Annotated in this window: 19 protein-coding genes; 7 read left to right on the forward strand and 12 right to left on the reverse strand. The window is 73.5% G+C overall.

The window, feature by feature from the left end:
• Window positions 1-139: 139 nt before the first annotated feature.
• Complete coding sequence (locus K7C98_RS20575) at window positions 140-1,507, forward strand: sigma 54-interacting transcriptional regulator (protein ID WP_224193404.1); 1,368 nt, start codon at window positions 140-142, stop codon at window positions 1,505-1,507.
• A gap of 41 nt (window positions 1,508-1,548) precedes the next feature.
• Here K7C98_RS20575 and lspA read toward each other — a convergent pair whose 3' ends face one another.
• Complete coding sequence (gene lspA, locus K7C98_RS20580) at window positions 1,549-2,076, reverse strand: signal peptidase II (protein ID WP_224193405.1); 528 nt, start codon at window positions 2,074-2,076, stop codon at window positions 1,549-1,551.
• Between the two features lie 24 nt (window positions 2,077-2,100).
• Between lspA and K7C98_RS20585 the strand changes: the two genes are divergently transcribed.
• The 5 genes from K7C98_RS20585 to K7C98_RS20605 all read left to right on the forward strand — a co-directional run bounded on the left by K7C98_RS20585 (window position 2,101) and on the right by K7C98_RS20605 (window position 6,715).
• Window positions 2,101-2,496 carry a BlaI/MecI/CopY family transcriptional regulator gene (locus tag K7C98_RS20585; protein WP_224193406.1) on the forward strand — a complete coding sequence of 132 codons (396 nt, stop codon included), beginning with the start codon at window positions 2,101-2,103 and terminating at the stop codon, window positions 2,494-2,496.
• A 1-nt stretch (window position 2,497) separates the two neighbouring features.
• A complete protein-coding gene (locus K7C98_RS20590) occupies window positions 2,498-3,427 on the forward strand; it encodes a M56 family metallopeptidase (protein WP_224193407.1) in 930 nt (309 codons plus the stop codon).
• Window positions 3,428-3,922: 495 nt separating this feature from the next.
• A complete protein-coding gene (locus K7C98_RS20595) occupies window positions 3,923-4,489 on the forward strand; it encodes a hypothetical protein (protein ID WP_224193408.1) in 567 nt (188 codons plus the stop codon).
• A 280-nt stretch (window positions 4,490-4,769) separates the two neighbouring features.
• Window positions 4,770-5,276 carry a DUF6892 domain-containing protein gene (locus tag K7C98_RS20600; RefSeq protein WP_224193409.1) on the forward strand — a complete coding sequence of 169 codons (507 nt, stop codon included), beginning with the start codon at window positions 4,770-4,772 and terminating at the stop codon, window positions 5,274-5,276.
• Window positions 5,277-5,458: 182 nt separating this feature from the next.
• Entirely contained in the window at window positions 5,459-6,715 is a 1,257-nt protein-coding gene (locus tag K7C98_RS20605; RefSeq protein WP_224193410.1) for a hypothetical protein, read from the forward strand.
• 82 nt (window positions 6,716-6,797) lie between these two features.
• Here the strand turns inward: K7C98_RS20605 and K7C98_RS20610 are convergent, their stop codons facing one another.
• The 7 genes from K7C98_RS20610 to K7C98_RS20640 all read right to left on the reverse strand — a co-directional run bounded on the left by K7C98_RS20610 (window position 6,798) and on the right by K7C98_RS20640 (window position 16,790).
• Window positions 6,798-7,802 (reverse strand): hypothetical protein, encoded by a 1,005-nt coding sequence (locus K7C98_RS20610; protein WP_224193411.1) that lies wholly within the window; start codon window positions 7,800-7,802, stop codon window positions 6,798-6,800.
• Window positions 7,803-8,077: 275 nt separating this feature from the next.
• Window positions 8,078-8,983 carry a hypothetical protein gene (locus K7C98_RS20615; RefSeq protein ID WP_224193412.1) on the reverse strand — a complete coding sequence of 302 codons (906 nt, stop codon included), beginning with the start codon at window positions 8,981-8,983 and terminating at the stop codon, window positions 8,078-8,080.
• Window positions 8,984-9,212: 229 nt separating this feature from the next.
• Entirely contained in the window at window positions 9,213-10,190 is a 978-nt protein-coding gene (locus tag K7C98_RS20620) for a zinc-dependent alcohol dehydrogenase family protein (protein ID WP_224193413.1), read from the reverse strand.
• Between the two features lie 111 nt (window positions 10,191-10,301).
• Window positions 10,302-11,129 (reverse strand): hypothetical protein, encoded by an 828-nt coding sequence (locus K7C98_RS20625; RefSeq protein WP_224193414.1) that lies wholly within the window; start codon window positions 11,127-11,129, stop codon window positions 10,302-10,304.
• Window positions 11,130-11,389: 260 nt separating this feature from the next.
• Window positions 11,390-12,616: an aspartate aminotransferase family protein gene (locus K7C98_RS20630; RefSeq protein ID WP_224193415.1), complete on the reverse strand. Its 1,227-nt coding sequence runs from the start codon at window positions 12,614-12,616 to the stop codon at window positions 11,390-11,392.
• Entirely contained in the window at window positions 12,613-13,773 is a 1,161-nt protein-coding gene (locus K7C98_RS20635) for a C45 family autoproteolytic acyltransferase/hydolase (RefSeq protein WP_224193416.1), read from the reverse strand. The genes K7C98_RS20630 and K7C98_RS20635 overlap by 4 nt, the downstream gene beginning before the upstream one ends.
• A complete protein-coding gene (locus K7C98_RS20640) occupies window positions 13,770-16,790 on the reverse strand; it encodes an aminotransferase class III-fold pyridoxal phosphate-dependent enzyme (protein WP_224193417.1) in 3,021 nt (1,006 codons plus the stop codon). The genes K7C98_RS20635 and K7C98_RS20640 overlap by 4 nt, the downstream gene beginning before the upstream one ends.
• 154 nt (window positions 16,791-16,944) lie before the next feature.
• Here K7C98_RS20640 and K7C98_RS20645 point away from each other — a divergent pair, with 154 nt between their 5' ends.
• Window positions 16,945-17,802 carry an AraC family transcriptional regulator gene (locus K7C98_RS20645; RefSeq protein WP_224193418.1) on the forward strand — a complete coding sequence of 286 codons (858 nt, stop codon included), beginning with the start codon at window positions 16,945-16,947 and terminating at the stop codon, window positions 17,800-17,802.
• Here the strand turns inward: K7C98_RS20645 and K7C98_RS20650 are convergent.
• The 4 genes from K7C98_RS20650 to glf form a co-directional block, all read right to left on the reverse strand.
• The gene (locus tag K7C98_RS20650) at window positions 17,687-19,003 is read right to left on the reverse strand and encodes a hypothetical protein (RefSeq protein ID WP_224193419.1); all 1,317 of its coding nucleotides are present in this window, start codon (window positions 19,001-19,003) and stop codon (window positions 17,687-17,689) included. The genes K7C98_RS20645 and K7C98_RS20650 overlap by 116 nt on opposite strands.
• 167 nt (window positions 19,004-19,170) lie before the next feature.
• Window positions 19,171-20,151, reverse strand: coding sequence for a UDP-glucose 4-epimerase GalE (gene galE, locus K7C98_RS20655; RefSeq protein WP_224193420.1), 981 nt, complete (start codon window positions 20,149-20,151; stop codon window positions 19,171-19,173).
• Between the two features lie 18 nt (window positions 20,152-20,169).
• Window positions 20,170-21,522 (reverse strand): family 1 glycosylhydrolase, encoded by a 1,353-nt coding sequence (locus K7C98_RS20660; RefSeq protein ID WP_224193421.1) that lies wholly within the window; start codon window positions 21,520-21,522, stop codon window positions 20,170-20,172.
• The gene (glf, locus tag K7C98_RS20665; protein ID WP_224193422.1) at window positions 21,485-22,642 is read right to left on the reverse strand and encodes a UDP-galactopyranose mutase; all 1,158 of its coding nucleotides are present in this window, start codon (window positions 22,640-22,642) and stop codon (window positions 21,485-21,487) included. Before glf ends, K7C98_RS20660 begins: the two co-directional genes overlap by 38 nt.
• Between the last annotated feature and the right edge of the window lies 1 nt (window position 22,643).

Genomic DNA, 22,643 nt, shown 5'->3' on the forward strand with positions numbered 1-22,643 from the left:
ACATTGGCAAACCGCGGGCCACCGCCATTACTGTTGATTTTACTGGAAATTATCGGTCGACCCCGGCACTCCTGTGTGCTTGTCCCCGGGGTGTCCGTGAGACACCATCGGACACCCGATGCGGGCCAGACCCGACAAAGTGCCATCGAACGCGCAGGAAACCACGATCTCGGCCGAGCCGCCGCGGCGGTCCGTCGAGGCGCCGCCGACGGCCCGGCTCGTGATCGTCTATCCGCGCGCGCTGGCCCGGGTCATCGACCTCGACGACGGTGCGATCACGCTCGGCCGCCATGCTGGCGGAAAGGACATGCGAGCCGTCGAGCACCCGACGGTCTCGCGCCGGCACGCCGTCGTCCGCTGGGACGCCGGTGCCGCGTCACACTGCATCGCCGACCTCGGCAGTCGTAACGGCACCCGCCTCGACGGCCAGGCGATCGCGACCTCGCCGCGCTTCCTCGTCGATCAGACCGTGCTCCGGATCGGCGACGTGCTCGTGGTCTACGAGCGCGGCGCCGTCCCGGGCCCCGCCCCGCACGTCGACCTCGACGCGCTGCCGGGCGAGTCCCTGGCCGCCCGTCGTCTGCGCGCCGCGGTCGCCCGCGCCGCGGTCGACCGCGCCCCGGTGCTGGTGCTCGGCGAGACCGGCGCCGGCAAGGAGAGCGTGGCCGCCGAGCTCCACCGCCTGTCCGGGCGCCGCGGCCCGCTCGTCGTCGTCAATTGTGCCGCCCTCAGCGCCCAGCTGGTCGAGAGCCAGCTGTTCGGCCACGTCCGTGGCGCCTTCACCGGCGCCACCGGCGAGCACGCCGGCATGTTCCGCGCGGCCGCCGGCGGCACCCTGTTCCTCGACGAGGTCGGCGAGCTGCCGCTCGATCTGCAGCCCAAGCTGCTGCGCGCCGTCGAGCTCGGCGAGGTCGTCGCCGTCGGCAGCACCCAGCCGCACCGCATCGACGTGCGCGTGATCGCGGCGACCAACCGCTCGCTCGCCGCCGAGGTCGCCGCCGGGCGCTTCCGTCGCGACCTCCACGCCCGCCTCGCGTTGTGGGAGGTCGAGGTCCCGTTCCTGCGGGCGCGCCGGGCCGACATCGTCGACTGGATCGATCGCCTCCACCGCCAATGGTGTGCCCCCCGCGGTTCGGTGGAGCCGCTGGAATTCGCGGTCGAGGCCGTCGAATCGCTGCTCCTCGGGGTATGGACCGACAATCTGCGCGCCCTCCAGCGATTCGTCCACGGCTGCGGCAAGGACCTGCGGCGGGTCGAGCGAGACGCGCTCCCGCGCTGGATCCGCGACGAGACCCCGGCCACGCCCGACAACGCGACCCCGGACGGCGATGCCAGCCACCGACCCCATATTCGCCCGCGTCCGACCCGCGACGAGCTGCTCACCGCGCTGGCGGCCCACGCCTGGAGCCTGCGCGCCACGGCCCGCCACTTCAGCCGCGATCGCAAGCAGATCGCGCGATGGGTCGACATGTACGCGATCGAGATCCCCGGTCGTGTGGCCGATTGAACCGGGCTGTGGCTCGATGGTCGGCGCTGGAGGAGCCGGTGTCACGCGTCGGCGGCGGGCTTGCGGGCGCGCAGGTCCCAGACGAGCAGGAGGACGCCGACGACGAGGGCGGCGTCGGCGACGTTGAAGCTCGGCCAGCTGCCGCCCCACGGGTAGTTGAGCTTGATGAAGTCGACGACGCCGTGGCGGCCGAGCTCGTCGACGCGGAACAGGCGGTCGTGGAGGTTGCCGAGCGCGCCGCCGGCGACCAGGCCGCCGGCGACGAAGCGCAGGCGGGTGCCCTCGGCCGCGCGGGCGGTGACGACGATCCACACGAGCATCGCCGCGGTGATGGCCGCCAGCACCAGCGGGTAGTCGAGCCGGCGGACCAGGCCGAACGCGCTGCCCTGGTTGTAGGCGAAGGCGAGCTCGAGCAGCGGGTCCCACAGCACGAGGGCGCGGCCGCCCGGGCGCAGGGTGTCCCAGACCCATTGCTTGGTCCATAGATCGAGCGCGAGCGCGCCGGCGCCGGAGAGGGCCAGGAGGGCCCACAGGCGCGGGCTGGCGGGGATTTGCTGGTTTTTTAGCATGGTGCTAGAAAAACAGCACACGGGATGACGCGACGCAAGTCCGACCTCGATCCGCTGAGCCGACGCGAGCGGCAGATCATGGACATCGTCTATCGCCGCGGGCAGGCGACCATCCGCGAGGTGCTCGACGAGCTGTCCGACCCGCCGTCGTACTCGGCTGTGCGCGCGCTGGTGAAGGTGCTCGAGGACAAGGGCCACCTGCGGCACCGGCAGGACGGGCCGACGTACATCTACACGCCGACGCGCCCGCGCGACCGCGTGGCCACGTCGGCGCTGGCGCACGTGGTCGACACCTTCTTCGGCGGCTCGACGAGCGAGGCCGTGGCCGCGCTGCTCGACCTCGACGGGCGCGAGCTGTCGCCGGGCGAGCTCGACGAGCTCGGGGCGATGATCGAGCAGGCGCGCAAGGAGGGCCGCTAGCGTGGAGGCGGCGGCGCTGTGGCTCGGCGCGCTCGAGCTGGTGGGGGCGCTGGTGTTCGCCCTGGCTGTCCTTTCGGACATGTTCTCGCGGCGGCGCAGCGCGGCGGTGCGGCGGCAGATCTGGGCCCTGGCGATCGCGGTCGCGCTGGTGCTGCCGCTGCCCCGGCTGGCGCTCGCGGCCTCGACGCTGCGCCTGCCGCCCGGGGTCGCGCCGGCGCTGCTGGCGGTGTGGGGGCTCGGGGCGGCGCTGCTGCTCGCACGGCTGGTCGTCGGGCACGCCGCGGCGCATCGTCTGGTGCGCGCCGCGGCGCCGATCGCCGAGGGTCCGTGGCAGGAGACGGCGCGATCGCTGTGGTTCGGCGGAGGTCCGCGGGTCGAGCTGCGGGCGTGCGCGACGAGCCGCACGCCGCAGGTGGTGGGGGTGCTGCGGCCGGTGATCTTGGTGCCGCGGACGATGCTGGCGGCGCCTGCGGCCGAGCGGCGGGCGCTGCTGGCCCACGAGCTGGCCCATGTGGCCCGCGCGGATTGCCTGCTGCTGCTCGCCGGGGCGGTGGCGCGTGCCATCTACTGGCCCGATCCGTTGGCCTGGTGGGCGCTGCGGCGGGTGCGGGTCCACGCGGAGGACGCGGCCGACGACGCGGCCCTGCACACGGGGATCCCGTCGTCGAGCTATGCGGCGCAGCTGGTCGCGGTGGCGCGGGCGCAGCTCGAGCGGGCCGGGAGGGTCGCCGCCGACGGGCTGCGGGCGCGCGTGCGTGGGGTGCTCGATGTCGGCCGGATCCGCAGCGACGCGCCGGCGCGGGCGGCTCGCTGGGGCGTGCCCCGGCTGGTCGGCGCGGCCCTGGTGCTGGCGACGATGGTGACGGCCTGCGAGGCCCGCTCGGCCGAGGTGCCCGGGGCCCCGGCGAGCGGCGAGCGCGGCGTGAAGTGAGCTGTCCGAAAGGACAGGCTGTCGGTGGCAGGGGGACGCGCAGGTGCGGGGGCGGCGAGCGGGCGAGTCTTGAAGCTGGCCGGAGGGACAGGCGGCCGGTGGCAGGGGAACGCGCAGGTTCGGGGCGGCGAGCGGGCGCGAATTGAGCTGGCCGAAAGGACAGGCGGTCGGTGGCATGGGGGCGCGCAGGTGCGGGGCGGGCGAGCGGGCGAGTTTTGAGGCTCGCCGGATGGACAGGTCGGTGGAGCCGTCTGGAAGCTGTCTGCAGGGACAGACGGTCGGCGCGTCGGGGCTTCGGGGGGGCGCCGAGGCGGACAATCTGGCCGGAGGGTCAGGCGAGCGCCGCGCCGGCGCGCCTCGCTGCGGCCGCGAGGGTGTCACGAATCACAGGTCGTCTCGGTGATTCGGCGCGATAGCGGGCGCTGGGCCGGCGTTGGCGGCGCGCACCGATCCGTGCGCCGGCGGCCGGGACAACTCGCGCAACCTCCTGCGCCCATGAACCCACGATCCACGAAATGGCTCCTGCTGCTCCTGGTGTCCGCTTGCTCGCGCGGGAGCTTCGGGGGCGAGGTGACGAACCCCGACACGGCCGCGCCCGAGAAGACCGGCGGCGCGGCGACCGGCGGCGACGCGACAGGCGCCGCGGCGCCCGCGGTCAAGCACGAGCGCGTCGTGTTCCACTGGACGTCCGGCGACGATTCGCTGTCGGGCCGGCTGAAGACCAAGCTGCCGGACGGCGAGTCGTTCGAGGGCAGGTACCACGAGATCACGCGCACTGCGACCGTCGATCAGTACGACGAATTCTACAACGCGTGGTACGCCGATCCGTGGATGGGCCCGCGCTGGTACTGGGGCGGCACCTGGCCGTACTACGATACGGTCGAGGAATTCATCACCCGCAACACCGGCAAGGTGGTGGCCACGCTCGACGGCGACCGCGGGGACAAGATGCGCTGTCACTTCACGCTCGACGACCCGGACCGCGGGATCAAGGGCGGCGGCACCGGCGAGTGCCAGCTGTCGAACGGCGACCGGATCACGTCGCGCTTCGAGCCGCAGTGAGGGCTGGCGCGACCCTGGCGACGCACGGGGTGAGGCCGAGCGGAAGGCTCGGGCATCACGAGGCTCGTGGCGAGGGCGAGCGCTTCGAGGCGCAGTGAGGGCGAGCGGGGGTGGTGAGGCCGAGCGGGAGGCTCGGGCATCACGAGGCTCGTCGCCAGTACAGCCGCTCCGAAGTTCTCCAGGGGTTCATGCGAGTTGCTCGGTCCGCGAGCGGCACCTCCTCGTCGCGCCGACGTGCCCGCGCTTGCCGCGGACGGCGCCGCGGGGCATCGTGCTGGGCATGAGCAAGTTCGAAGCGCTGCGTGACCCCGCGCTCCGGCTCGCCGTCGTCGAGACGCTGAGCAAGGCGCGGAAGCTCGACCTGGCGAAGATCCCAAAGGCGACCAGCCAGGACCGCGTCAACACGAAGACGCTGCAAGCGCTCGTGTCGCTCGCAGTGCCGGACCAGGCGCTCGCCAAGATCGCGGAGCTGTGGTGGGAGGGCGGCGGGCACAAGGTGCAGCACCAGGTGTGGCCGCTGTGGCACGGCGAGGACGACACGTTCTACGTGCACTCGCTCGCCGGGATCGAGGGGCTCGCGGGGCTCAAGAAGCTGACCTTGGCGACCGACGCGGACCTGCAGCCGTTGCTGCAGCTGCCGGCGCTCCGGTGGGCCAGGCTGCTGCTGGCGGGCGGCCAGGCGAAGTCTGCGGTGCTGGGCGAGCTGCGGGCGCGCAAGGTCGAGGTGATCGTCGAGCGGATGGACGCGGTGCCGAAGTCCGCGCGGCCGCTGACAGAGAGGGTCTAGCGAACCCCTGGAGAACTTCGGGCCGATGCGTCGTCCAGGCCTCGTGGACGGCCGAGTTCGGGAATACGCCGAGTTGACCTGGATTCAGGGCCGCGGCTCGGGTGTTCCATTGCAGGCAGCACGGGGGCCTTGCTCGCAGTGCCGGGGCGCCGGCGCGCGCGTCCGCGTGATAGCATGGGCGAGTGTCGGTTCGCCGGTTCGTTCTCGGGTGCGCGCTCGCGGGGGCGTGCACGGGGATTCAACCTGTCCTCGAGGACATGCCGGAAGTGGTGGCGGAGGACGAGGATGTCCCCGGGGGCAGGTCGCTCCACGGTCGGCCGCTGCAGCTGGCGGCCGTGACCGACACCTGGGTGAACCTCACCGTGCTGGCCGACGGCATGATCGCGGTGCACGGCCCCGGTGTGCTGGCGCTCGCGCCGGCCGGCTTCGGTCAGCTCGAGACCAAGCCCGCGTGGCTGCGCGAGTGGCCGCAGTGGCCGGGGGCGATGGGCGGGCGCTGGCCGGACGACGTGTTCGTCACCGCCCAGTGGGCCCTCACGCGCACGGGCGTCGAGTTCGCGGTGTGGCGCTGGCGGAATCGGGCGTGGGCCAAGTGGAGGATCCCGGGCGCGCCGTTGCGGTTCGACTTCTACAGCGACTACGCGGTCGGGCACGACGGAGCGATCCTCGGCCTGCGCGGGTTCGCGGGGCCCGGGATCGGCGAGGACCCGGACGTGCTGCGGGCGATGCAGGCCCGAGATCCGGACCTGCGGACGACGATCGACGTGCTGGCCGGCGGTGGGCCGCCGCCGTGGCCGCCGCTGCCGCCGGGGCGCGAGGGGCTGCAGCTGGCGGCGTTCGCCGACGGGACGATGGTGGTGCTGCGGCGGGAGTCGTCGCTGCAGCGCTGGTCGCCGGGGGCGGGCGAATGGGCGGACTTGCCGGCGCTGCCCGGGCACGCGCCGGGTGTGAACGGGGGCGAGTCTGCGGTGATGGTCGGCCGCGATCCGGCGCGGCTGTACGTGCATCGCTGCGTGGAGAAGGACCGCCCGGTGCTCGAGCGGCTGACGGCCGGGGCGTGGCGGCCGGTCGCGCTGCCGCCGGGCGGCTGTGTGCGGTCGCTGGCGGAGGCGCCCGACGGGACGCTGTGGCTCGTCAACGACCGCGGGCTGTACCGGCGGGCGCCGGGGTCCGACAGCGCGCCCTGGGAGGAGGTCCCGCTGGCGCCGGTCGATGCGCCGGGCAAGCCGGTGGCGACGCTCGACGGCTCGCCGCTGCCGCCGCAGGGGCCGGAGCCGGTGCGGGCGCGCCAGGTGGTGGCGCTGGATCGCGGGGAGGTGTGGGTCGTCGCGGAGCTCGGCAGCGGGGACGGCGGGTCGTCGCGCGAGGTGGTGCTGACGAACCGCACGGTGCTCGCGCCGCTCGTGCTGCGGTCGGCAGGCCGCTCGCCCGGCGGTTAAGGGCATGCCCCGAAGGGCAGGTCGTGAGGGGCAGGTCGTGGAGGGCATGTCCTCGGGGACATGCCTCTAGGGGCATGCCCGTTCAGCCCACCAGCAAGGCGATCGCGCCGATGACCGCGAGGGTGAGGACGAGGACGAGGACGATGGTGCCGACCGACGCCGCGGCTGGGGCGGCGGCGGGCTCGGCCTGGGCGGCGGCTTGCGGGCGGGCGGGCGCTGACGCGGGCTCGGGCGGGTGGACGGAGACCTGCACCATCCAGCGCCGGTGCTCGCGGCCGGGGTGGGTGTCGGTGCGGTGGAGGTCGCCGTTGCCGAGGTCGAACTTGTTGCCGTCGCCGCCGTCGAGGCCGACGGCGAGCCACGGCTCGGGGCCGAACTGCACGCCGGTGACGAGACGGTCCATGTAGCGCAGCTGGCCGATGCTGTCGCGGCCGGGCCATGACAGGACGATGACGAGGGCCTCGCCGAGGACCATGGCGATGGCGTCGCCGGCGAGCGAGCAGGCGACGGCCCGCACGGACAGGCCGGACGGGCAATTGGTGAGGTGGTGGACGGCGCCGTGCTCGAGGCGCAGCAGCTTGCCGGCGGTGGCGACGACCCAGAAGCCGCGCGCGTTCCAGGCGGCGGCGACGACCGGGTCGTCGATCTGGACCTCGTGCACGAGGCCGGCGGGCCCGAACACCCCGACCTTGCCGCGCTCGTCGGCGACGAGCAGCTGGCCGCCGACGCCCCACGCGACGACGGTGGCGTCGGGCCAGGCGTGGCGCCGACCGGGGCCGCTCGGGGTCAGCTCGACGACGCCGTCCGAGGTGGCCACGAGGACATGTCCCGAAGGCGCGACGGCGGCCGCGCGCGCGAGCTCGCCGGCGTCGGCGGTGGCCCGCTGGACGTCCTTGTGCGGGTCGTGCCACACGGCCTGGCCGTCCTCGTCGACGCTGACGACGCTGTCGGTCGTGGCGCCGACTGCGACGAGCGGGGACTTGCAGTCGCGGCGCCAGCGGGGGCCCTCGCTCGGGCCGTCGTGGACGAGGAGCTCGCCGTCGTCGGCGAGCACGAGGTTGCGGCCGCTGCTGTCAAACGCGATCATGCGCGAGCGCCGTAACACGGGGCGCGCCGGCGCGCAACGGGTGCATGACCGCAGCTACGGGGGCGTAACGGCGGTTCGAGGCGGCAGGGTCGGGCGGCGGACGAGGGTGAGCGATCGTTCCCTGTCGGGGTGAGCTGTTCGGGGCGTGCCGTCGTGCAGGTCGATGCATTGCCGGCATCGGTGGCCCTGACTCACGCGGACGTTCGCGTCGCTGTCGCGACTCCGCCGGGCCGCGTTGTTCCTGTCGTCGCGCCGCTCGTCGGCGGCGGTGCGACTCACAGGGTGAACGGAAACAGCAGGTCGGCGGGGCTGTCGACGCGGCAGGCGATGACGAAGTCGTTGCACCTGCCCTGCTCGCAGGTGAGCGCGGCGCACTCGCGGTCTCGCTGGCACGCGGCGCCGTGGGCCTTGAGCGGGAGACATTCGCCGTCCTGGCTGCACCAGGCGTCAGGGCTGCACTCGGCGAAGCGGCCGCACTTCTGGCCGAAGCCGACCTCGGGCACGCACACCCGGCTCGCGGCGCTGCACCACGAGCCTGCCTCGCAGGCGAAGAGGGTCTTGCCGTCGGCGGACAGGCACACCTCGCCGCGGCCGACAGTGGGGATGGCGCCGCGCTGCTCGCAGCTGGCGGTGCCGAGGACGCCGCAGGCCATGTCGACGCCGGCGCACACGTCGGCGAAGGCGGCGACGTCGAGCGAGGCGAACTCGCCGCAAAGGCCGCCGGGCGGGACGTCGCCGCGGAACACCTCGCAGCCGCGGCTGCAGGCTCCCTGGTCGTCGTGGTACTCGGACCGGGTCGCGCAGCCGCGCGCGGCGACCTTGTCGTGGAGGACGGCGGCGGCGCAGACGGGGTCGTAGTGCGGGGCGCCCCCCCGCGCGGCGCTGCGCACGGCCTCGAACAGGGCGCTGAAGCGGGTGACGCAGCGCGGGTCGAGGTCGCAGCCGCAGGCGGCCTTCTCACCGCAGACGGCGGCGGCGAAGCGAGCGGCGAACTCGTCCTCGGCGATCGGGACGAGGTCGGGGCAGGCGTCGAGGACGGCGACGTCGATCGGCGCGGTGGTGACGACGGCCTCGGTGGTGCCGGTGGTGACGCCGGGCTCGGTGGCCGAGGCGCCCGGGAGCGCCGGCGGGCCGTTGCAGGCGCAGACGAGGGCCGCGAAGACGATGACGAGACGACGCATGCTCGACCTCCTCGGCGATCAGTGTCCCCCGTCGCCCGCGCCCGGCAAGCGGCCGGGGCCGTGCCCCGCGGCCGCTCGCCTGTCTGGTCATCAGGACATGTTCATCGGAACATGGCCGATCGTGCATCTTGCCGTCGACGAGCGACCGGGGCCGTGCCCGCGGCCGCTCGCCTGTCTGGTCTTCGGGACATGGGCGCCGGCACATGGCCCTTCGCGCATGGCGAACGGGTCAGGAGCCGATGGCGAGCAGGACCTTGCCGCCGCGCTGCTGCTGCTCGGCGTGGCGCACGGCCTCGCGGACGCGCTCGAGCGGGTAGGTGGCCTCGATCGGGGTGGTCAGCTCGCCGGCGGACAGGAGGCCGATCAGCTCGCCGAAGGCCCGGGCGACCTCCTCGCGCGGGGTGTGCTGGAACCAGTTGACGAGCCAGAAGCCGCGCAGGACGATGTTGCGGAACACGAGGTCGACGCCGGAGATCTGGCACGCCTCGCCCGAGAGCAGGCCGTAGTTGACGACGACGCCGCCGGGGCTGAGGGCGGCGGCCAGGCGCGCGGTGGCGCTGCCGCCGATGGCGTCGACGGCGTAGCGCAGGGCGCCGTCGCCGACGAGCGCCTTGACGCGCTCGGGCAGGTCGGGGCCGTCGACCAGCACGGCCTCGGCGCCCCAGCTCTTGAGCCTGTCCTCGAGGCCAGGTCGACGGACGACCGCGATCCCGCGCGCGCCGGCCTTTTTGGCGAGCGTGAAGAAGCTGCGGCCGACGCCGGAGTTGGCGGCGTTCTTGATCACCCACTGGCCCGGCTGCAGCTGGGCGTCGTGGATCAGCGCGCGGGCGGTCAGCGGGTTGACGGTGAGCATGGCCAGCTGCTCGCTCGGCAGGCCGGGCGGGAGGGCGAACAGGCCGCCGGCGCTGACGACCTGGCGCTCGCGCCAGGTGCCGCCGCCGAGCAGGACGCGGTCGCCGACGCGGATGTGCTCGACGCCGGGGCCGATGGCGGTGACGACCCCGACGCCCTCGAGGCCGGCGATCGCCGGCAAGGTCGGGACGATGCCGTACTGGCCGCGCAGGTTGAGCAGGTCGGCCGGGTTGACCGGCGCGGCGAGCAGGTCGACGGCGGCCTGCCCGGGCCCGGGCGGTGGAGGTGCGGGGAGGTCGACGACGTCGGCGACCTCATCGGGGGCGCCGAAGCGGGAGAACTGAACGGCTCGCATGGGCGGAACTTAGCACCGCCAGGGGCGGAATCTTACGCAGTTGCGGTCGAGATCGCCGTCCGCGATCGCAGCGGCCGACCGCGAGGGGGACGAGGGCACGCCGGCTGTCGCTCAGAAGCGGCCGGACAGGGTCAGGCCGGCGTAGTTGAAGCTCAGGGTCGGCTGCAGCCGGATCTGGTTGCGGGTGATGTAGTGCATCAGCTTGAGGTCCCTCCTGTAGACGGCGCCGTGGGTCAAGAGGCCGACGCCGACGACGCTCATCGTCTGGCCGATGCCGATGCCGGCGAGGTAACCACCCATGCGCCGGCCCATGCACCCGGTGAACTCGGGGATGTTGCCGTCGTCGCCGAGTTCGCCGCCGGTCATGTCGATCACGGGGTGACGATCGTTGCAGGTGGCGAAGCCGAGAGCGTCGGCGAACGAGCCGATCCGGACGCCGAGGTAGGTGATGATGCCGGCGGTCAGGAGGCCGGCGCCGAGGCCGATCTGCAGGCCGGCCCGCTGCTGGCGTTCGCCGGCGAAGGCGGTGCGGTGGGCGTCCCAGCGGCCGCGCATGGAGCTGCCGCCGGCGGCGAAGGCGAACGCGGCGGTGTTGGAGAGGAGGCCGATCGGGGCGAGGATCCCGAGCGCCGCGCCGCCGAAGGCGCAGTCGTCGAGGGCCGAGTAGTCCTGCGATTCGGGGTCGTAGCTGGCGCCGCGGCACAACCGGCTGGCGACGATCACCCGGCCCAGGTTGGCGCCGAGGCCGATGCCGCCGAACACGCCGGCGGTGGCGAGCAGGCCGGTGCCGCGCCAGCGCGGCTCGGGCGGGCGGGCCGAGGCAGGGGCCGGCGCGGTGAGCGAGGCGCTGTCGGTCGCGGGGGCAGGCGCGGGGCCTTCGGGCGACGCGGGCTGGGCGGCGAGGACGACGGAGAGGGCGAGGGATACGCTGGAAACCATGGTAGTGCTTCCGATCGGATGTCCCGGAGGACATGTGTTGCGATTCACCACGGGGCCGGCGCGAACACGTCGCGCTGGGGCGGTCCGGTGACCACGGGCGGCGGTTCACCGCGGAGCGGGCGCGAGGGGGTGGCGCCGCGCGGTCCGTTCGGTGACCACGATCGGGTAGCTACCAATTCGGTGGCGACGGATCACTCGCGCCGGACCGCGACCTCACCGCGCGCGGGTGCGGCGGCGTGAAACCCGGCCCCGCGCGGCGCTCAGGCACGCACGGAAGTGATGGATTCTGCAACGACGTCGGTCAGCAGGTCGGCGACGATGTGCGCTTCTTCCACCGTGAGGCACAGCGGCGGGCAGATGAAGAGCAGGTTGTCGCGGCAGGGGACGTAGGCGCCGCGCTCGAGCAGGCGCGCGGCGATCGGGGCGGCCGGGCGGTCGAGCTCGAGGCAGCGCATGAGGCCGAGGCCGCGGGCGTCGCGGACGGCGGCGCGCGTGGCTGGTCTTTGGGACATGTCCGAAAAGCGCTCGGCGAGCACGGCCCCGACCTGGTCGGCGCGCTCGGGCAGGCGCTGCTCGGCGTACACCTCGATGGCGCCGAGCGCGGCGGCGCAGCCGACGGGGTGGGCGTAGTGGGTGACGCCGCACCACAGCTTGTGCTCGTCGAAGTGGGCGGCGACCGCCCGCGAGACCATGACCGCCGACAGCGGGGCGTAGCCGCTGGTGAGGCCTTTGCCCAGGACCATGAGGTCGGGCGTGACGCCCCAGTGCTCGCGCGCGAACCACCGGCCGGTGCGGCCGAAGCCGCTGAAGATCTCGTCGTCGACCAGCAGGATGCCGTGGCGGTCGCACACGGCCCGCACGGCCGGCCAGAAGTCGGCGGGCGGGTGCTGCATGCCGTTGGTGCCGGTGAAGCCCTCGAGCACGATCGCGGCGATGGTGTCGGGGCCCTCGCGCTCGACGACCTCGTGCAGGCTCTTCACCCACGCCGAGGGCTCGCCGGCGGGCACGGGGTAGGGGTCGTCGATGTAAATCGCGGGCGGGAGGTCCCTGGCGAACGGGGCGCGGCGCGGGTCGCCGCCGATGCCGAGGGTGGCCAGGGTGGCGCCGTGGTAGCTGCGGCGGCGGGCGACGATCTTGCTGCGGCCGGTGTAGAGGCGGGCGATCTTGATCGCGTTCTCGACCGCCTCGGCGCCGCCGGAGGCGAGGAAGGCCCGCTCGAGGCCGGTGCGCTCGGCCAGCGCGGCGCTCAGCTGCTCGCGCACGTCGAGGCGCATGTTGGGGCCGGCGACCGGGAGCTCGCGGATCTGCGCGATCATCCGCTCCTGGATGTGGGCCACGCCGTGGCCGGCGTTGACGTTGTAGGTCTGGCTCTCGAGGTCCCACAGCCAGCCGTGCTCGCGCGTGCGGAAGCGGGCGCCCTCGGCGGCGTCGACGGTGAGCGGGTGGGCGTGGCGCTGGGCGGTCCAGGTGTAGAAGATATGGCTCATGGGACATGTCCTCCGCGCCAGCGATCGAGCTTGACGACGGTGGGCGGCTCGACCTGGCCGCAGCCGCGGCCGACGAGGACCTCGCCGCGGGTGAGGTCGACGATCATGCGGCCGCAGGTCCTGGAGGCCGAGGGGTCGCCGCCGGCGTCGTCGATGTGCGAGCAGACCGAGCGCGGGTAGCCCTCGTGGCTCGAGAGCATGGTCCACAGCGCGCGCGCGTCCTGCGGGCGCTGCTGGACGTAGAGGGTGGTGGCCAGCTCCATGCGGCGGAACGAGGTGCTGGCCTTCGGGACAGCTTCGTGGCGGCGCAGGACGGGGTCGAAGCAGTGGTTGGTGTGGAGGTGGGCCGCGCGCGCGCCGTGCTGGGTGACGACCTTGAGCTGGCCGGAGGTCTCGACGCCGAAGAATTCGCGGCCGTCGGCGATCATGTAGTGGTGGCCCGAGGACAGGCGGGTGCGCAGCAGCAGGTCGCGGGCCTCGCGGGCGCCGGCGCAGGCCAGCATCGCGCGCACGAGCGCCGGCCAGACGACGCCGACCTGGCCGTCGGTGCTCGACAGGTTGTTGATGGTGACGGCGACGCCGCGGGCGCTGACGCCGGTCATGCCGAGGCAGCCGGTGAGGGTGAAGCAGACGACCTCGTCGTCGCCGCCGCGCGGCTTGATCCGGATCGCCCGCACGTACGGCTCGGCGGTCCCGTGCATGTCCCAGGTCTGGCCGAGCACCGGGGCGCCCTGCCCGGGCAGGTAGACGGCGGTGCAGCCGCCGGGGTCGTCGGCGGTGTTGAGGTCGTGGAAGGTGTCCGAAACGACAGGGTCCTCGGGACATGGCCCTTCGAGCACGCTCGGGGGGACGTCGCGGAGGTCGGTGTAGTGGTTGAGGACGACGACCGCCTCGGGCGCGACGGCGGCGCCGCGGGCGATGCCCCGCAGCTCGGCCGCGAGCGGGGCGGAGAAGTTGTCGAGCAGCGGCAGGTGCAGGCGGGCGATCGCGTCGAGCTGGCCGCGGTCCTTGAACGAGCCCTTCTTGAGCGCGAGTGCGGCGCGGATCTCCGCCAGCTCGCGGATCTCGGCGCGCCACATCTCGCCGTGGGCCTCGCCGCGGCGTGCGGGGTCGTCCTGATCGAACAGGACCGGGTCGAACGGGGTCGAGGTGGTCACGCGGGGCTCCTGGCCTCGTCGATCGCGGCCAGCACGCGGCGGCGCAGGTCGCCGGTGATGGTCGCGGGGGTGATGGTGAGCGGCGGGGCGAACACGAGGGTGTCGGGCAGGCCGTTGCCGAGGTAGAGGCCGCGGTGCAGGCAGGCCTGGTCGACGGCCTCGGCGAGGGCGACGCTGGGGAAGCTGATCGTGCGGTAGAGGCCGGCGCCGCCCAGCCGCGCGCCGGGGCACGCGGGGAGGACGTCGCTTTGCAGCAGGGCGTCGAGGGCGGCGATCGAGTCGGCGAGGTCGAGGCGCCGGGCGGCCCGCAGGTGCTCGTGGGCGCGGATCGCCGACAGCTCGTCGCCGTCCCAGGTGGAGATCAGGACGAGCGGCTTCTTGATGAAGTAGCGGTCGCCGACGAAGATGTGGCCGAGCTGCCCGCCGGGGTACCAGAGCACCATGTCGGGCACGACGTCGGCCGGCAAAGCGTCGACGCCCCACGGGCCGGCGCCGCTGCGGTAGCAGCCGCTCGCGGCCTCGACGAGCACGAGCGGGATGTCGTGCTCGCGGCAGGCGGCCGCCAGCGCGCTCGCGGTGGCGCCGGCGAGGACGCGGCCCGAGCGCTCGCCGACGACCTCGACGAACAGGCCGAGGATCTTGTCGGCGCCTGTCTTTTCGACCAGGTTCTTCAGGCCAGCCGTGAAGCCGGGCAGGTCGGCGTCGGGGTGCGGCAGGCGCGGGAACTCGAACAGCGCCAGGCCGTCGCCGAAGCCGGCGGGGTCGGACAGGCTGCGCGCGGCGGCGGTGACGTGGCCGAGGTAGCCGCCCTCGAGGCCGACCGCGATCTGGCCCTGCGGGCGGCTGAGACGCAGGCAGCGCAGCGCCTTGTCGACGGTCTCGTCGCGCGACGAGGTGAAGTACATGTGGCCGGTGCCGCGCGGGGCGAGCAGGCGCAGGTGCTCGCTGTAGTGCACGGTGTCGATGGTGGCGTAGTTGCTGAGGTTGATCTTGCTGGCGGTCGGGCCGACCAGCTCGTGCCCGGCCATGAACGCGGGCGCGGGCCCGAACGGCTGCTGCAGGCCGCTGGCGAGGTCGAGGATGCCCTCGTCGGTCGGGGCGCGCGGGGCCGGCGGCGGGACCAGCGGGATCCGGTAGTAGTCGGCGAGCGCGTTGCCCTCGTACTGGTGCGTCAGGCGCACGACCGGGAAGGCGCCGTAGGAGCGGTTGAGGGCGGCCATCGCGTCGGTGGTGCCGACGCGGTTGCGGCCGGAGATGTACGAGAAGCCGTGGACCTTGGCCCACTGGACCTGGGCGCGCTTGAGCAGGCGACCGACGCCGCGGCTGCGCGCGGCCTCGGCGACGGTGACGTCGGCGGAGTAGAAGGTGTCGCCGAGGCCGAGCCGCTCGTCCTGGCTGGCGCCCGAGACGCCGCGGAAGTCCTCGAGCGGGCCGCCGAAGCAGAAGCCGAGGATGTCGCCGCTGCCGGTGTCGACGGCGCACAGGCCGAGGCCGGTGGCGGCGGCGCGGCGCAGGTAGGCCTCGCTGTCGCGCCGCGCGGGCTCGTAGGTGGCGTTCTCGATCGCCATGATCTTGGGCCAGTCGCGCTCCTCGATCGGGCGCACGATCACGGCCGGGTCGCTGTCGGCCGACTGACCCTCGGGGACCCAATCCCTGGCTGTCTTGTCGGACAGGCGCGCGAGCGACTCGTGGATCCGCTTGAACAGGTCGTCGACGACGCGCTCGTCCCAGCCGGCGCTGAAGCGGAAGCGGATCGTGCGATCGCCGGCCGGGTAGGTCATCAGGCCCCGCTGGTAGCGCTGGTCGATGAAGGCGGTCTGGGCGGCGCCGTCGGGCAGGTCGAAGGCGAGGGCGGTGCCGGCGAGGCGGACGTCGCCGACGAGGCCGGGGAAGGCGGCGGCGAGCGCCTCGGCCCGCGGGCGCAGCAGCGGCTCGAGGGTGGCCTGGTCGCGCGAGGTCTCGAGCTGGATGAGGCCGCGCAGCGCCGAGGCGACGTGGACCTGGTTGCTCTCGGGGTCGGGCCAGCGCGACAGGACGACGCCGAGGCTGGCCTTCTTGGCGCAGGTGAGGATGTCGGGCGTGGTGGCCTCGTCGCCGCCGAGGCCGAGGCGCGTCCACCAGAAGAACGGGCCGCCGGTGGCGAAGCCGGTCTGCACCTCGTCGACGACGAGCGGCAGCTTGCGCGCGCGGGCCAGCTTGCACAGGCCGAGCAAGAACTCGCGGCGGAGGTAGACGTCGCCGCCCTCGGCCTGCATCGGCTCGACGATGATCGCGTAGATCTCGTGGCCGCGCTCGTCGAGCAGGCGCTCGACCTCGGCGAGCTCGGCGCTGCTGAACACGGCCTCGTAGCCGGCGAACTCGAACGGCGCGCGCTTCGCCGGGTTCCACGTGGCGGCGAGGGTGGCGAGCGTGCGCCCGTGGAAGCCGTCGCGGAAGGCGAGCACGCGCCGGCGCGGGCCGTTCACCGGCGGGGGCGCGTGCAGGCGGGCGATCCGCAGCGCTTTCTCGTTGGCCTCGGCGCCCCCGGCGCAGACGAAGCTGACGTGCTCGAGCGCAGGCGGAGCGAGCCGCTCGAGCGCCTCCTCGTAGGCGGCGAGCTCGGGGACGTGGTGCACGGTGGTGTCGGGGTTGCTCCACAGGCAGTGCTCGAAGCGGCCGGTGTAGAGCGCCTTGACGATGCCCGGGTGATAAAAGCCGTGCGTCTGGGTGGCGATCTGTGAGCAGGCGTCGAGCAAGGTGAGCGGCCGGGCGTCGATCGAGACCATGTAGGGGCCGACGCTGCGGCGGGTGTCGACGACCATCGGCTTCTTCTCGCGGACGGTGAATTCGCCGCCGTAGAAGCGCTCGAGCAGCGCGGCCGACTCCGGCAGCTCGCCGCCCGGCGGGATCCGGACGCGCCGCGTCTCCCGCTCGAAGATGGCCCGCGGGCGCGGCGCCTCCGACCGCTGACGCGCCTCGAGCACGTCGAGCTGGCCGTTGAGATCGAGGTCGCGGCTTGAATCAGGTTCAATAGACACGTCTCAAAGTGTATCGCCGAGGTCGCAGGCACGCTGTGCTGTCCGTGCGGTGGGCGGGGAGGCCGCGCTCACGTGGGCGCGTGCACGCGTCCGCAGCCGGGCGGCGCCGCGCGAGGTGGTAGACCGCACGCCGCGTCGGGAGTAGGCTCGCGCCATGGCCCGGGCCGATCTTCACACCGCGTTCTTCGGCGGGCGAGGGTTCACGCTCTACCACGCCTCCGGGGCGCACGGCAGTCGCCCGCTCACGCCGCACTTCCACGACGAGTACCTGATCTGCGCCCAGCTGGCGGGGCAGGAGGAGTGCCACGTGGCGGGTCGACTGTTCAGCTTCGAGCCGGGCGACGTGGTGCTGATGAACCCGCAGCAGGTCCACACCGGCAACGCGCGCGGCAGCAGCGACGTCGACTACATCTCGCTGTACGTCGATCGCCGGATCGCGCTCGGGTTGGTCGAGGACGTCGCGGGGCCGCGCTGCGCCCCCGAGTTCACCAGCGTGCGCGTGACCGGTCGCGTCGAGCTGGTGGCGGCGATCCAGGCGCTGCACGACCTGGTGCGCAGCGACGGCGCGCCGGGGCGCACGCTCGACGTCGAGGCCGCGCTGCAGCACGTGGTGAACCAGGCGTTCACGGAGTTCTCCAACCTGCGCGAGCCGCTGCGCCGCTCGACCAACCGGATCGCCCACCGCAAGATCGCCCGCGTGGTCGACTACATCCGCAGCCTCGACCCGCGCATCGACCCGACCACGCTGTCGCTCGACGAGCTGGCCAGCGTCGCCGAGCTGTCGAAGTACCACTTCCTGCGGCAGTTCGCGCAGGTGGTCGGGATGACGCCGGGGGCCTATCTGCGCACGCTGCGGCTGTGCCAGGCGGCCCGCGAGCTGCGGTCGTCGCGGCGCTCTATCCTCGAGATCGCGCTGGGCGCCGGCTTCGCCGACCACCCGAGCTTTTCGCGGGCGTTCGCCCGCCATATGGGGATGACGCCGAGCCAGTACCAGGCGCTCGGTCCGCTGTAGGCGGCGGCTCCGGCCTGGCCCGGGCGGCCACGCGCTCGGCGTCGTCGTCGCGCAGGGCGGGGTCGACGTCGGCGTCCGGGTCGTCGTCGCCCTCCTCGTCGCCTCCCTCGTCGTCTTGGGGGCGCTCGCGCAGCTCGGCGAGCGCGGGGCGCAGGCTGAGCAGGCCGAGGTGGCCGGGGACGACCGCGAGGCCGAGCGCGAGCTGCTCGTCGGCGGCGGCCAGGTCCTCGCCGGCCAGGGCGTCGCGCACGGCGGCCTCCTGGGCGGCGGCGAAGTTGGGGTTGGCGGCCAGGGCGGCGGCGGCCAGGGCGGCGCGCTCGGAGCTGGCCTTTGCGTCCTGTTCGGCGGGACCTGTCTTGGAAGACATGGCCTTTTTGCCCTGGGCCGAAGGACCTGTCGCCGAGGGCATGTTCGAAAGGGCGAGGCAGGCGAGCGCGAGGCAGTGAGCGCGCAGGCCGGGGTCGGCGGCCAGCTCGGCGGCGCGGCGGAAGGCGGCGACGGCCTCGACGGGCCTGGCGTCGCCGAGGCGGACGCGGCCGAGCTCGAGGTGGCCCCACACGAACTCGGGGGCGCGCCGCAGCAGCTGGCGCAGCTCCTGGGCGGCCCCGCGCAGCTCGCCGGCGCGGCGCAGCGACTGGGCCAGGCGGAAGCGGGCCAGCGGGGCGTCGGGGTCGAGGTCGAGGTGACGCCGCAGCAGCCGGCGCTCGGCGGCGGGGGTGAGCTCGCCGTCGTCGCCGAACAGGTCCTCCTGGTACTCGCCGTCCTCGTCGAACAGGACCGAGAATTCGCCGAGCAGGGCCAGGACCAGCCGGTCGACCGAGGAGGCGCAGGGCAGGCGCTCGCCGTCCTCCTCGACGAGGACGACGTCGGCCCCCTCGGCGTGCGGATCGGCGGCGAGGACCAGGAGGTCGCGCCCGCGCTCGCCGATGACGCGGTCACCGGGGCGCAGTCGGCCCTCGGCCTCGGCCGCGGCGGTGGCCTCGGCGTGGTCGGCCAGCGGCAAGATCCGCGCCTCGCCGCCGCCGAGCTCGAGGCCGTCGTAGGCGCCCCACAGCAGGGCGACGTGGGGGGCGAGGCCGCTCGCGGCGAGGTCGTCGTCGCCGGCCGGCTCTCCGACGTCGTGGAGGCCCTCGGGGGCGTCGCGCAGGCGGTCCTCGATGCGGTCGAGGTTGTTCAGGACGCGCCGGCGCTCCTCGCTCATGGCGGGGGCTCCTAGCACGGCGGGCGATGGTGCGCCAGATGCGGCCGGACGCGCCGAGGACGCCGTCACGCCGGGCGCGGGGTACGGCGCGGTTCGGGCGCGCGAGGGCCTTGCGGCGAGGCTGTGCGGAGGGGCTCGCGGCATGATCCGGCTGGGAGAGCCGGAGCTCAATGCGCATACCCGTGCGGGTGGGCGCGGAGCCAGGTCCAGGCCGATTCGACGATCGCGCCGAGCTCGCCCTGCAGCGGCTGCCAGCCGAGCTCCTGGCGGATCCGGTCCGAGCTGGCGACCAGGATCGCGGGGTCGCCGGCGCGGCGCGGGCCGAATTGCACGGGGATCGGCGCGCCGGTGACCTCGCGCGCGGCGTCGACGACCTGGCGTACGCTGTAGCCGACGCCGCCGCAGCCGAGGTTGTAGATCCGGCTGCCCTCGGCGAGGGCGGACAGGGCGAGGACGTGGGCCCGCGCGAGGTCGACGACGTGGATGTAGTCGCGGACGCAGGTGCCGTCGGGGGTCGGGTAGTCGTCGCCGAAGATCGTGACGTGCGGGACGCGTCCGGCCGCGGCCTGCAGCACGAGCGGGATCAGGTGCGTCTCGGGGTCGTGGTCCTCGCCGGCGCGGCGGCTGGCGCCCGCGGCGTTGAAGTAGCGCAGCGAGGCGTAGCGCAGGCCGTGGGCCCGCTCGTACCAGGCGAGGGCGTGCTCGAAGGCCAGCTTGGTCTCGCCGTACGGGTTGGTCGGGCGGGTCGCGGCGGTCTCGTCGATGGGCTGTTGCGCGGGCTCGCCGTAGACCGCGGCGGTCGACGAGAACACCAGCCGCTCGACGCCGGTGACGAGCATGGCGTCGAGCAGGCGCAGGCCGGCGACGAGGTTGTTGCGGTAGTACTTGCCCGGCGCGGTGACCGACTCGCCGACCAGCGAGTCGGCGGCCATGTGGACGACGGCCTCGATCTGGGCCGCGCGCAGCAGCTGCTCGACCAATTCCTGCTCGTGCAGGTCGGCGCGCACGAGGTCGACGCCGGGCGGGACGGCGTCGGCGTGGCCCTTGCTCATGTTGTCGAGGACGGTGACGAGGTGGCCGGCGGCGAGCAGCTCCTCGACCACGACGCTGCCGATGTAACCGGCGCCGCCGGTGACGAGTACGCGCATGTTGGCTCTCCTTGCAGATCAGTCGCTGCCGACGACCTCGACCTCGGGGCGGGACGAGGGGCGCCGCGCGGGCGTGACGGGCGGGTGGAGCAGGCGGGCCGGCAGGCGCCACCAGCCCGGGCGATCGAGCGCGGGGTGCGAGGCGTTGCCGCGCGCGACGCCGGCGAGGAAGCGCGCGAGCTCGGTGGGCCGCGGGGCGCCGTCGCTGACGTCGAAGGCGCCCGGCTCGTAGCGGCCGATGGGGCGGGTGACGAGGCAGTGCCAGTCGTGGGCGCCGAGCAGCGACCAGGCGGTCACGGCGCGGACGTCGACGCCGAGCCGGCGGCAGCGCTCGGCCGCCCGCCACAGCTCGTGGAACCACCGGATCTGCTCGTCGACGGTGCAGGCGAGGTGGACCTCGGTGATCGCCAGCGGGAGCGGGTAGCGGCGCCCGAGCTCGAGCAGGAGCTCGTGCGGCCGGGGCCACTCGTCGGCGCACACCCGCACGGCCTCGACGTCGACGTAGCGGTGGCGCCCGTTGCCGCCGACGAGCAGCGGGGGGTAGTGCTCGACGCGGTCGTCGAGGAAGCGGACGCTGGTGATGTAGTGATTGACGCCGAGCAGGTCGGGCGGCGGCTCGTCGCGCATGGGGGCCAGCTCGGCCTCGGTGACGCCGGCGGACTGCAAATAATCGTACAGCGGGTGATCGCGGCCGACGCGGCCGCACAGCAGGTCGTGGGAGAGGAACCGGCGCTGGTTCTCGAATTCGGCCTGGTAGAGCAGCGCGGGGGTCGACAGGGTGGCGCCGAGGTCCTCGGTGTGGACCAGCCGGGCGCGCGGGTGGACGCGGCGGATCGCCCGCATCGCCAATTGCGTGGCCCGACATTGATGCACGAGCGCGCGGCAGAACGAGGCGTCGCTGCGGTGGTGCGGGTACCAGTGGCCGTACAGGCCGCTGAAGCGCGCGGTGGTCAGCGGCTCGTTGACGGGCGTGTAGAGGTCGACCCAGGGGTAGCGCCGGGCGACGAGGCCGGCGTAGTCGGCGAGCAAGCCGGGGAACCGCGGATCGAGCAGATGGGTGTGCCGCGGGCCGCTGCCGTGGTGCACGAGGCCGACGATCGGGGTGATGCCGTGGGCCCGCAGGCGCGCCAGCCGACGGTCGGCCCACGCGAATTCGTGGCGGCCGGGGGCGACCTCGGTGCGCTCCCACAACACCGGGTAGCGGAGGGCGGTGAGGCCGAGCCCGGCGATCGCGTCGAGGTCGCCGTCGCGCTCGTGGTGGCCGCCGGCGCGCAATTGATCGTACACGCGATCACCGACGCGGTTGACGGTGCATTCGATGCCGCCCCACAGCTCAAGAGGCGGCGGAGAGGACACGAGGGTCTCGTCCATGGTCGTCGGTCCGCGGGGCGTCGGCGCCGGATCGCTGGCACAGCCGGGCGTAGAGCGTGAGCGCCTGCGCGACCACCTGATCCATGTTGTAATAGCGGTAGGTGGCGAGCCGGCCGGTGAAGTGCACGCCGGGGGTGGCGTCGGCGAGGGCCTTGTAGCGGCGGTACAGCTCGGCGTTCTCGGGCCGCGGGACCGGGTAGTACGGGTCGCCGTCGTCGCACGGGTACTCGTAGACGACGCTGGTCTTGGCGTGCTCCTGGCCGGTGAGGTACTTGAATTCGGTGACGCGGGTGTAAAGGTGCTGGTTGGGGTAATTGACGACCGGCGCCGGCTGGTACACCGCCTGGTCGTAGGTCTCGTGGTGAAACCGCAGCGACCGGTAGGGCAGCTTGCCGTGGCGGTGGTCGAAGAACTCGTCGACCGGCCCGGTGTAGATCATCTCGCGGTAACCGATCTCGCCGGCGATGTCGCGGTAGTCGGTGTTGAGCATGACCTTGATGTTGGGGTGGGCGAGCATGCGCTCGAACAGGCGCGTGTAGCCGTGCTTCGGCATGGCCTGGTAGGTGTCGTCGAAGTAGCGGTCGTCGCGGTTGCAGCGGACCGGCACGCGCGCGGTGACGGAGGCGTCGAGCTCGGCCGGGTCGAGGCCCCACTGCTTGCGGGTGTAGTTGCGGAAGAACTTGGCGTAGAGCTCGCGGCCGACGCGGCTGACGATCACGTCCTCGGAGGTGCGCACCGGCTCGACCTTCTCGGCGCGGGCGGCGAAGAACTGCTCGAGCTCGAGCGCGGTGAGGCCGAGGCCGTAGAGGCGGTTGACGGTGTCGAGGTTGATCGGGATCGGCAGCAGCTGGCCGTCGACGCTGGCGAGGACGCGGTGCTCGTAGGGGCGCCAGGCGGTGAACCGGCTCAGGTACTCGAACACCTCGCGCGAGTTGGTGTGGAAGATGTGCGGGCCGTACTTGTGGACCAGCACGCCGGCGTCGTCGTAATGATCGTAGGCGTTGCCGGCGATGTGCGGGCGGCGATCGACGACGACGACGCGCTTGCCGGCGCCGGCGGCGAGCCGCTCGGCCAGGACGCTGCCGGCGAACCCGGCCCCGACGATCAAGTAGTCGAACATG

This window comes from Nannocystis pusilla, assembly GCF_020073745.1.
GTDB classification, from domain to species: domain Bacteria; phylum Myxococcota_A; class Polyangia; order Nannocystales; family Nannocystaceae; genus Nannocystis; species Nannocystis radixulma.

Bases quoted from the DNA above. Each gene is read 5' to 3' on its own strand.
- lspA (WP_224193405.1), bottom strand. From the start codon at position 2,076: ATGCTAAAAAACCAGCAAATCCCCGCCAGCCCGCGCCTGTGGGCCCTC.
- K7C98_RS20585 (WP_224193406.1), top strand. From the start codon at position 2,101: ATGACGCGACGCAAGTCCGACCTCGATCCGCTGAGCCGACGCGAGCGG.
- K7C98_RS20595 (WP_224193408.1), top strand. From the start codon at position 3,923: ATGAACCCACGATCCACGAAATGGCTCCTGCTGCTCCTGGTGTCCGCT.
- K7C98_RS20600 (WP_224193409.1), top strand. From the start codon at position 4,770: ATGAGCAAGTTCGAAGCGCTGCGTGACCCCGCGCTCCGGCTCGCCGTC.
- K7C98_RS20610 (WP_224193411.1), bottom strand. From the start codon at position 7,802: ATGATCGCGTTTGACAGCAGCGGCCGCAACCTCGTGCTCGCCGACGAC.
- K7C98_RS20615 (WP_224193412.1), bottom strand. From the start codon at position 8,983: ATGCGTCGTCTCGTCATCGTCTTCGCGGCCCTCGTCTGCGCCTGCAAC.
- K7C98_RS20620 (WP_224193413.1), bottom strand. From the start codon at position 10,190: ATGCGAGCCGTTCAGTTCTCCCGCTTCGGCGCCCCCGATGAGGTCGCC.
- K7C98_RS20625 (WP_224193414.1), bottom strand. From the start codon at position 11,129: ATGGTTTCCAGCGTATCCCTCGCCCTCTCCGTCGTCCTCGCCGCCCAG.
- K7C98_RS20630 (WP_224193415.1), bottom strand. From the start codon at position 12,616: ATGAGCCATATCTTCTACACCTGGACCGCCCAGCGCCACGCCCACCCG.
- K7C98_RS20645 (WP_224193418.1), top strand. From the start codon at position 16,945: ATGGCCCGGGCCGATCTTCACACCGCGTTCTTCGGCGGGCGAGGGTTC.
- K7C98_RS20650 (WP_224193419.1), bottom strand. From the start codon at position 19,003: ATGAGCGAGGAGCGCCGGCGCGTCCTGAACAACCTCGACCGCATCGAG.
- galE (WP_224193420.1), bottom strand. From the start codon at position 20,151: ATGCGCGTACTCGTCACCGGCGGCGCCGGTTACATCGGCAGCGTCGTG.
- K7C98_RS20660 (WP_224193421.1), bottom strand. From the start codon at position 21,522: ATGGACGAGACCCTCGTGTCCTCTCCGCCGCCTCTTGAGCTGTGGGGC.
- glf (WP_224193422.1), bottom strand. From the start codon at position 22,642: ATGTTCGACTACTTGATCGTCGGGGCCGGGTTCGCCGGCAGCGTCCTG.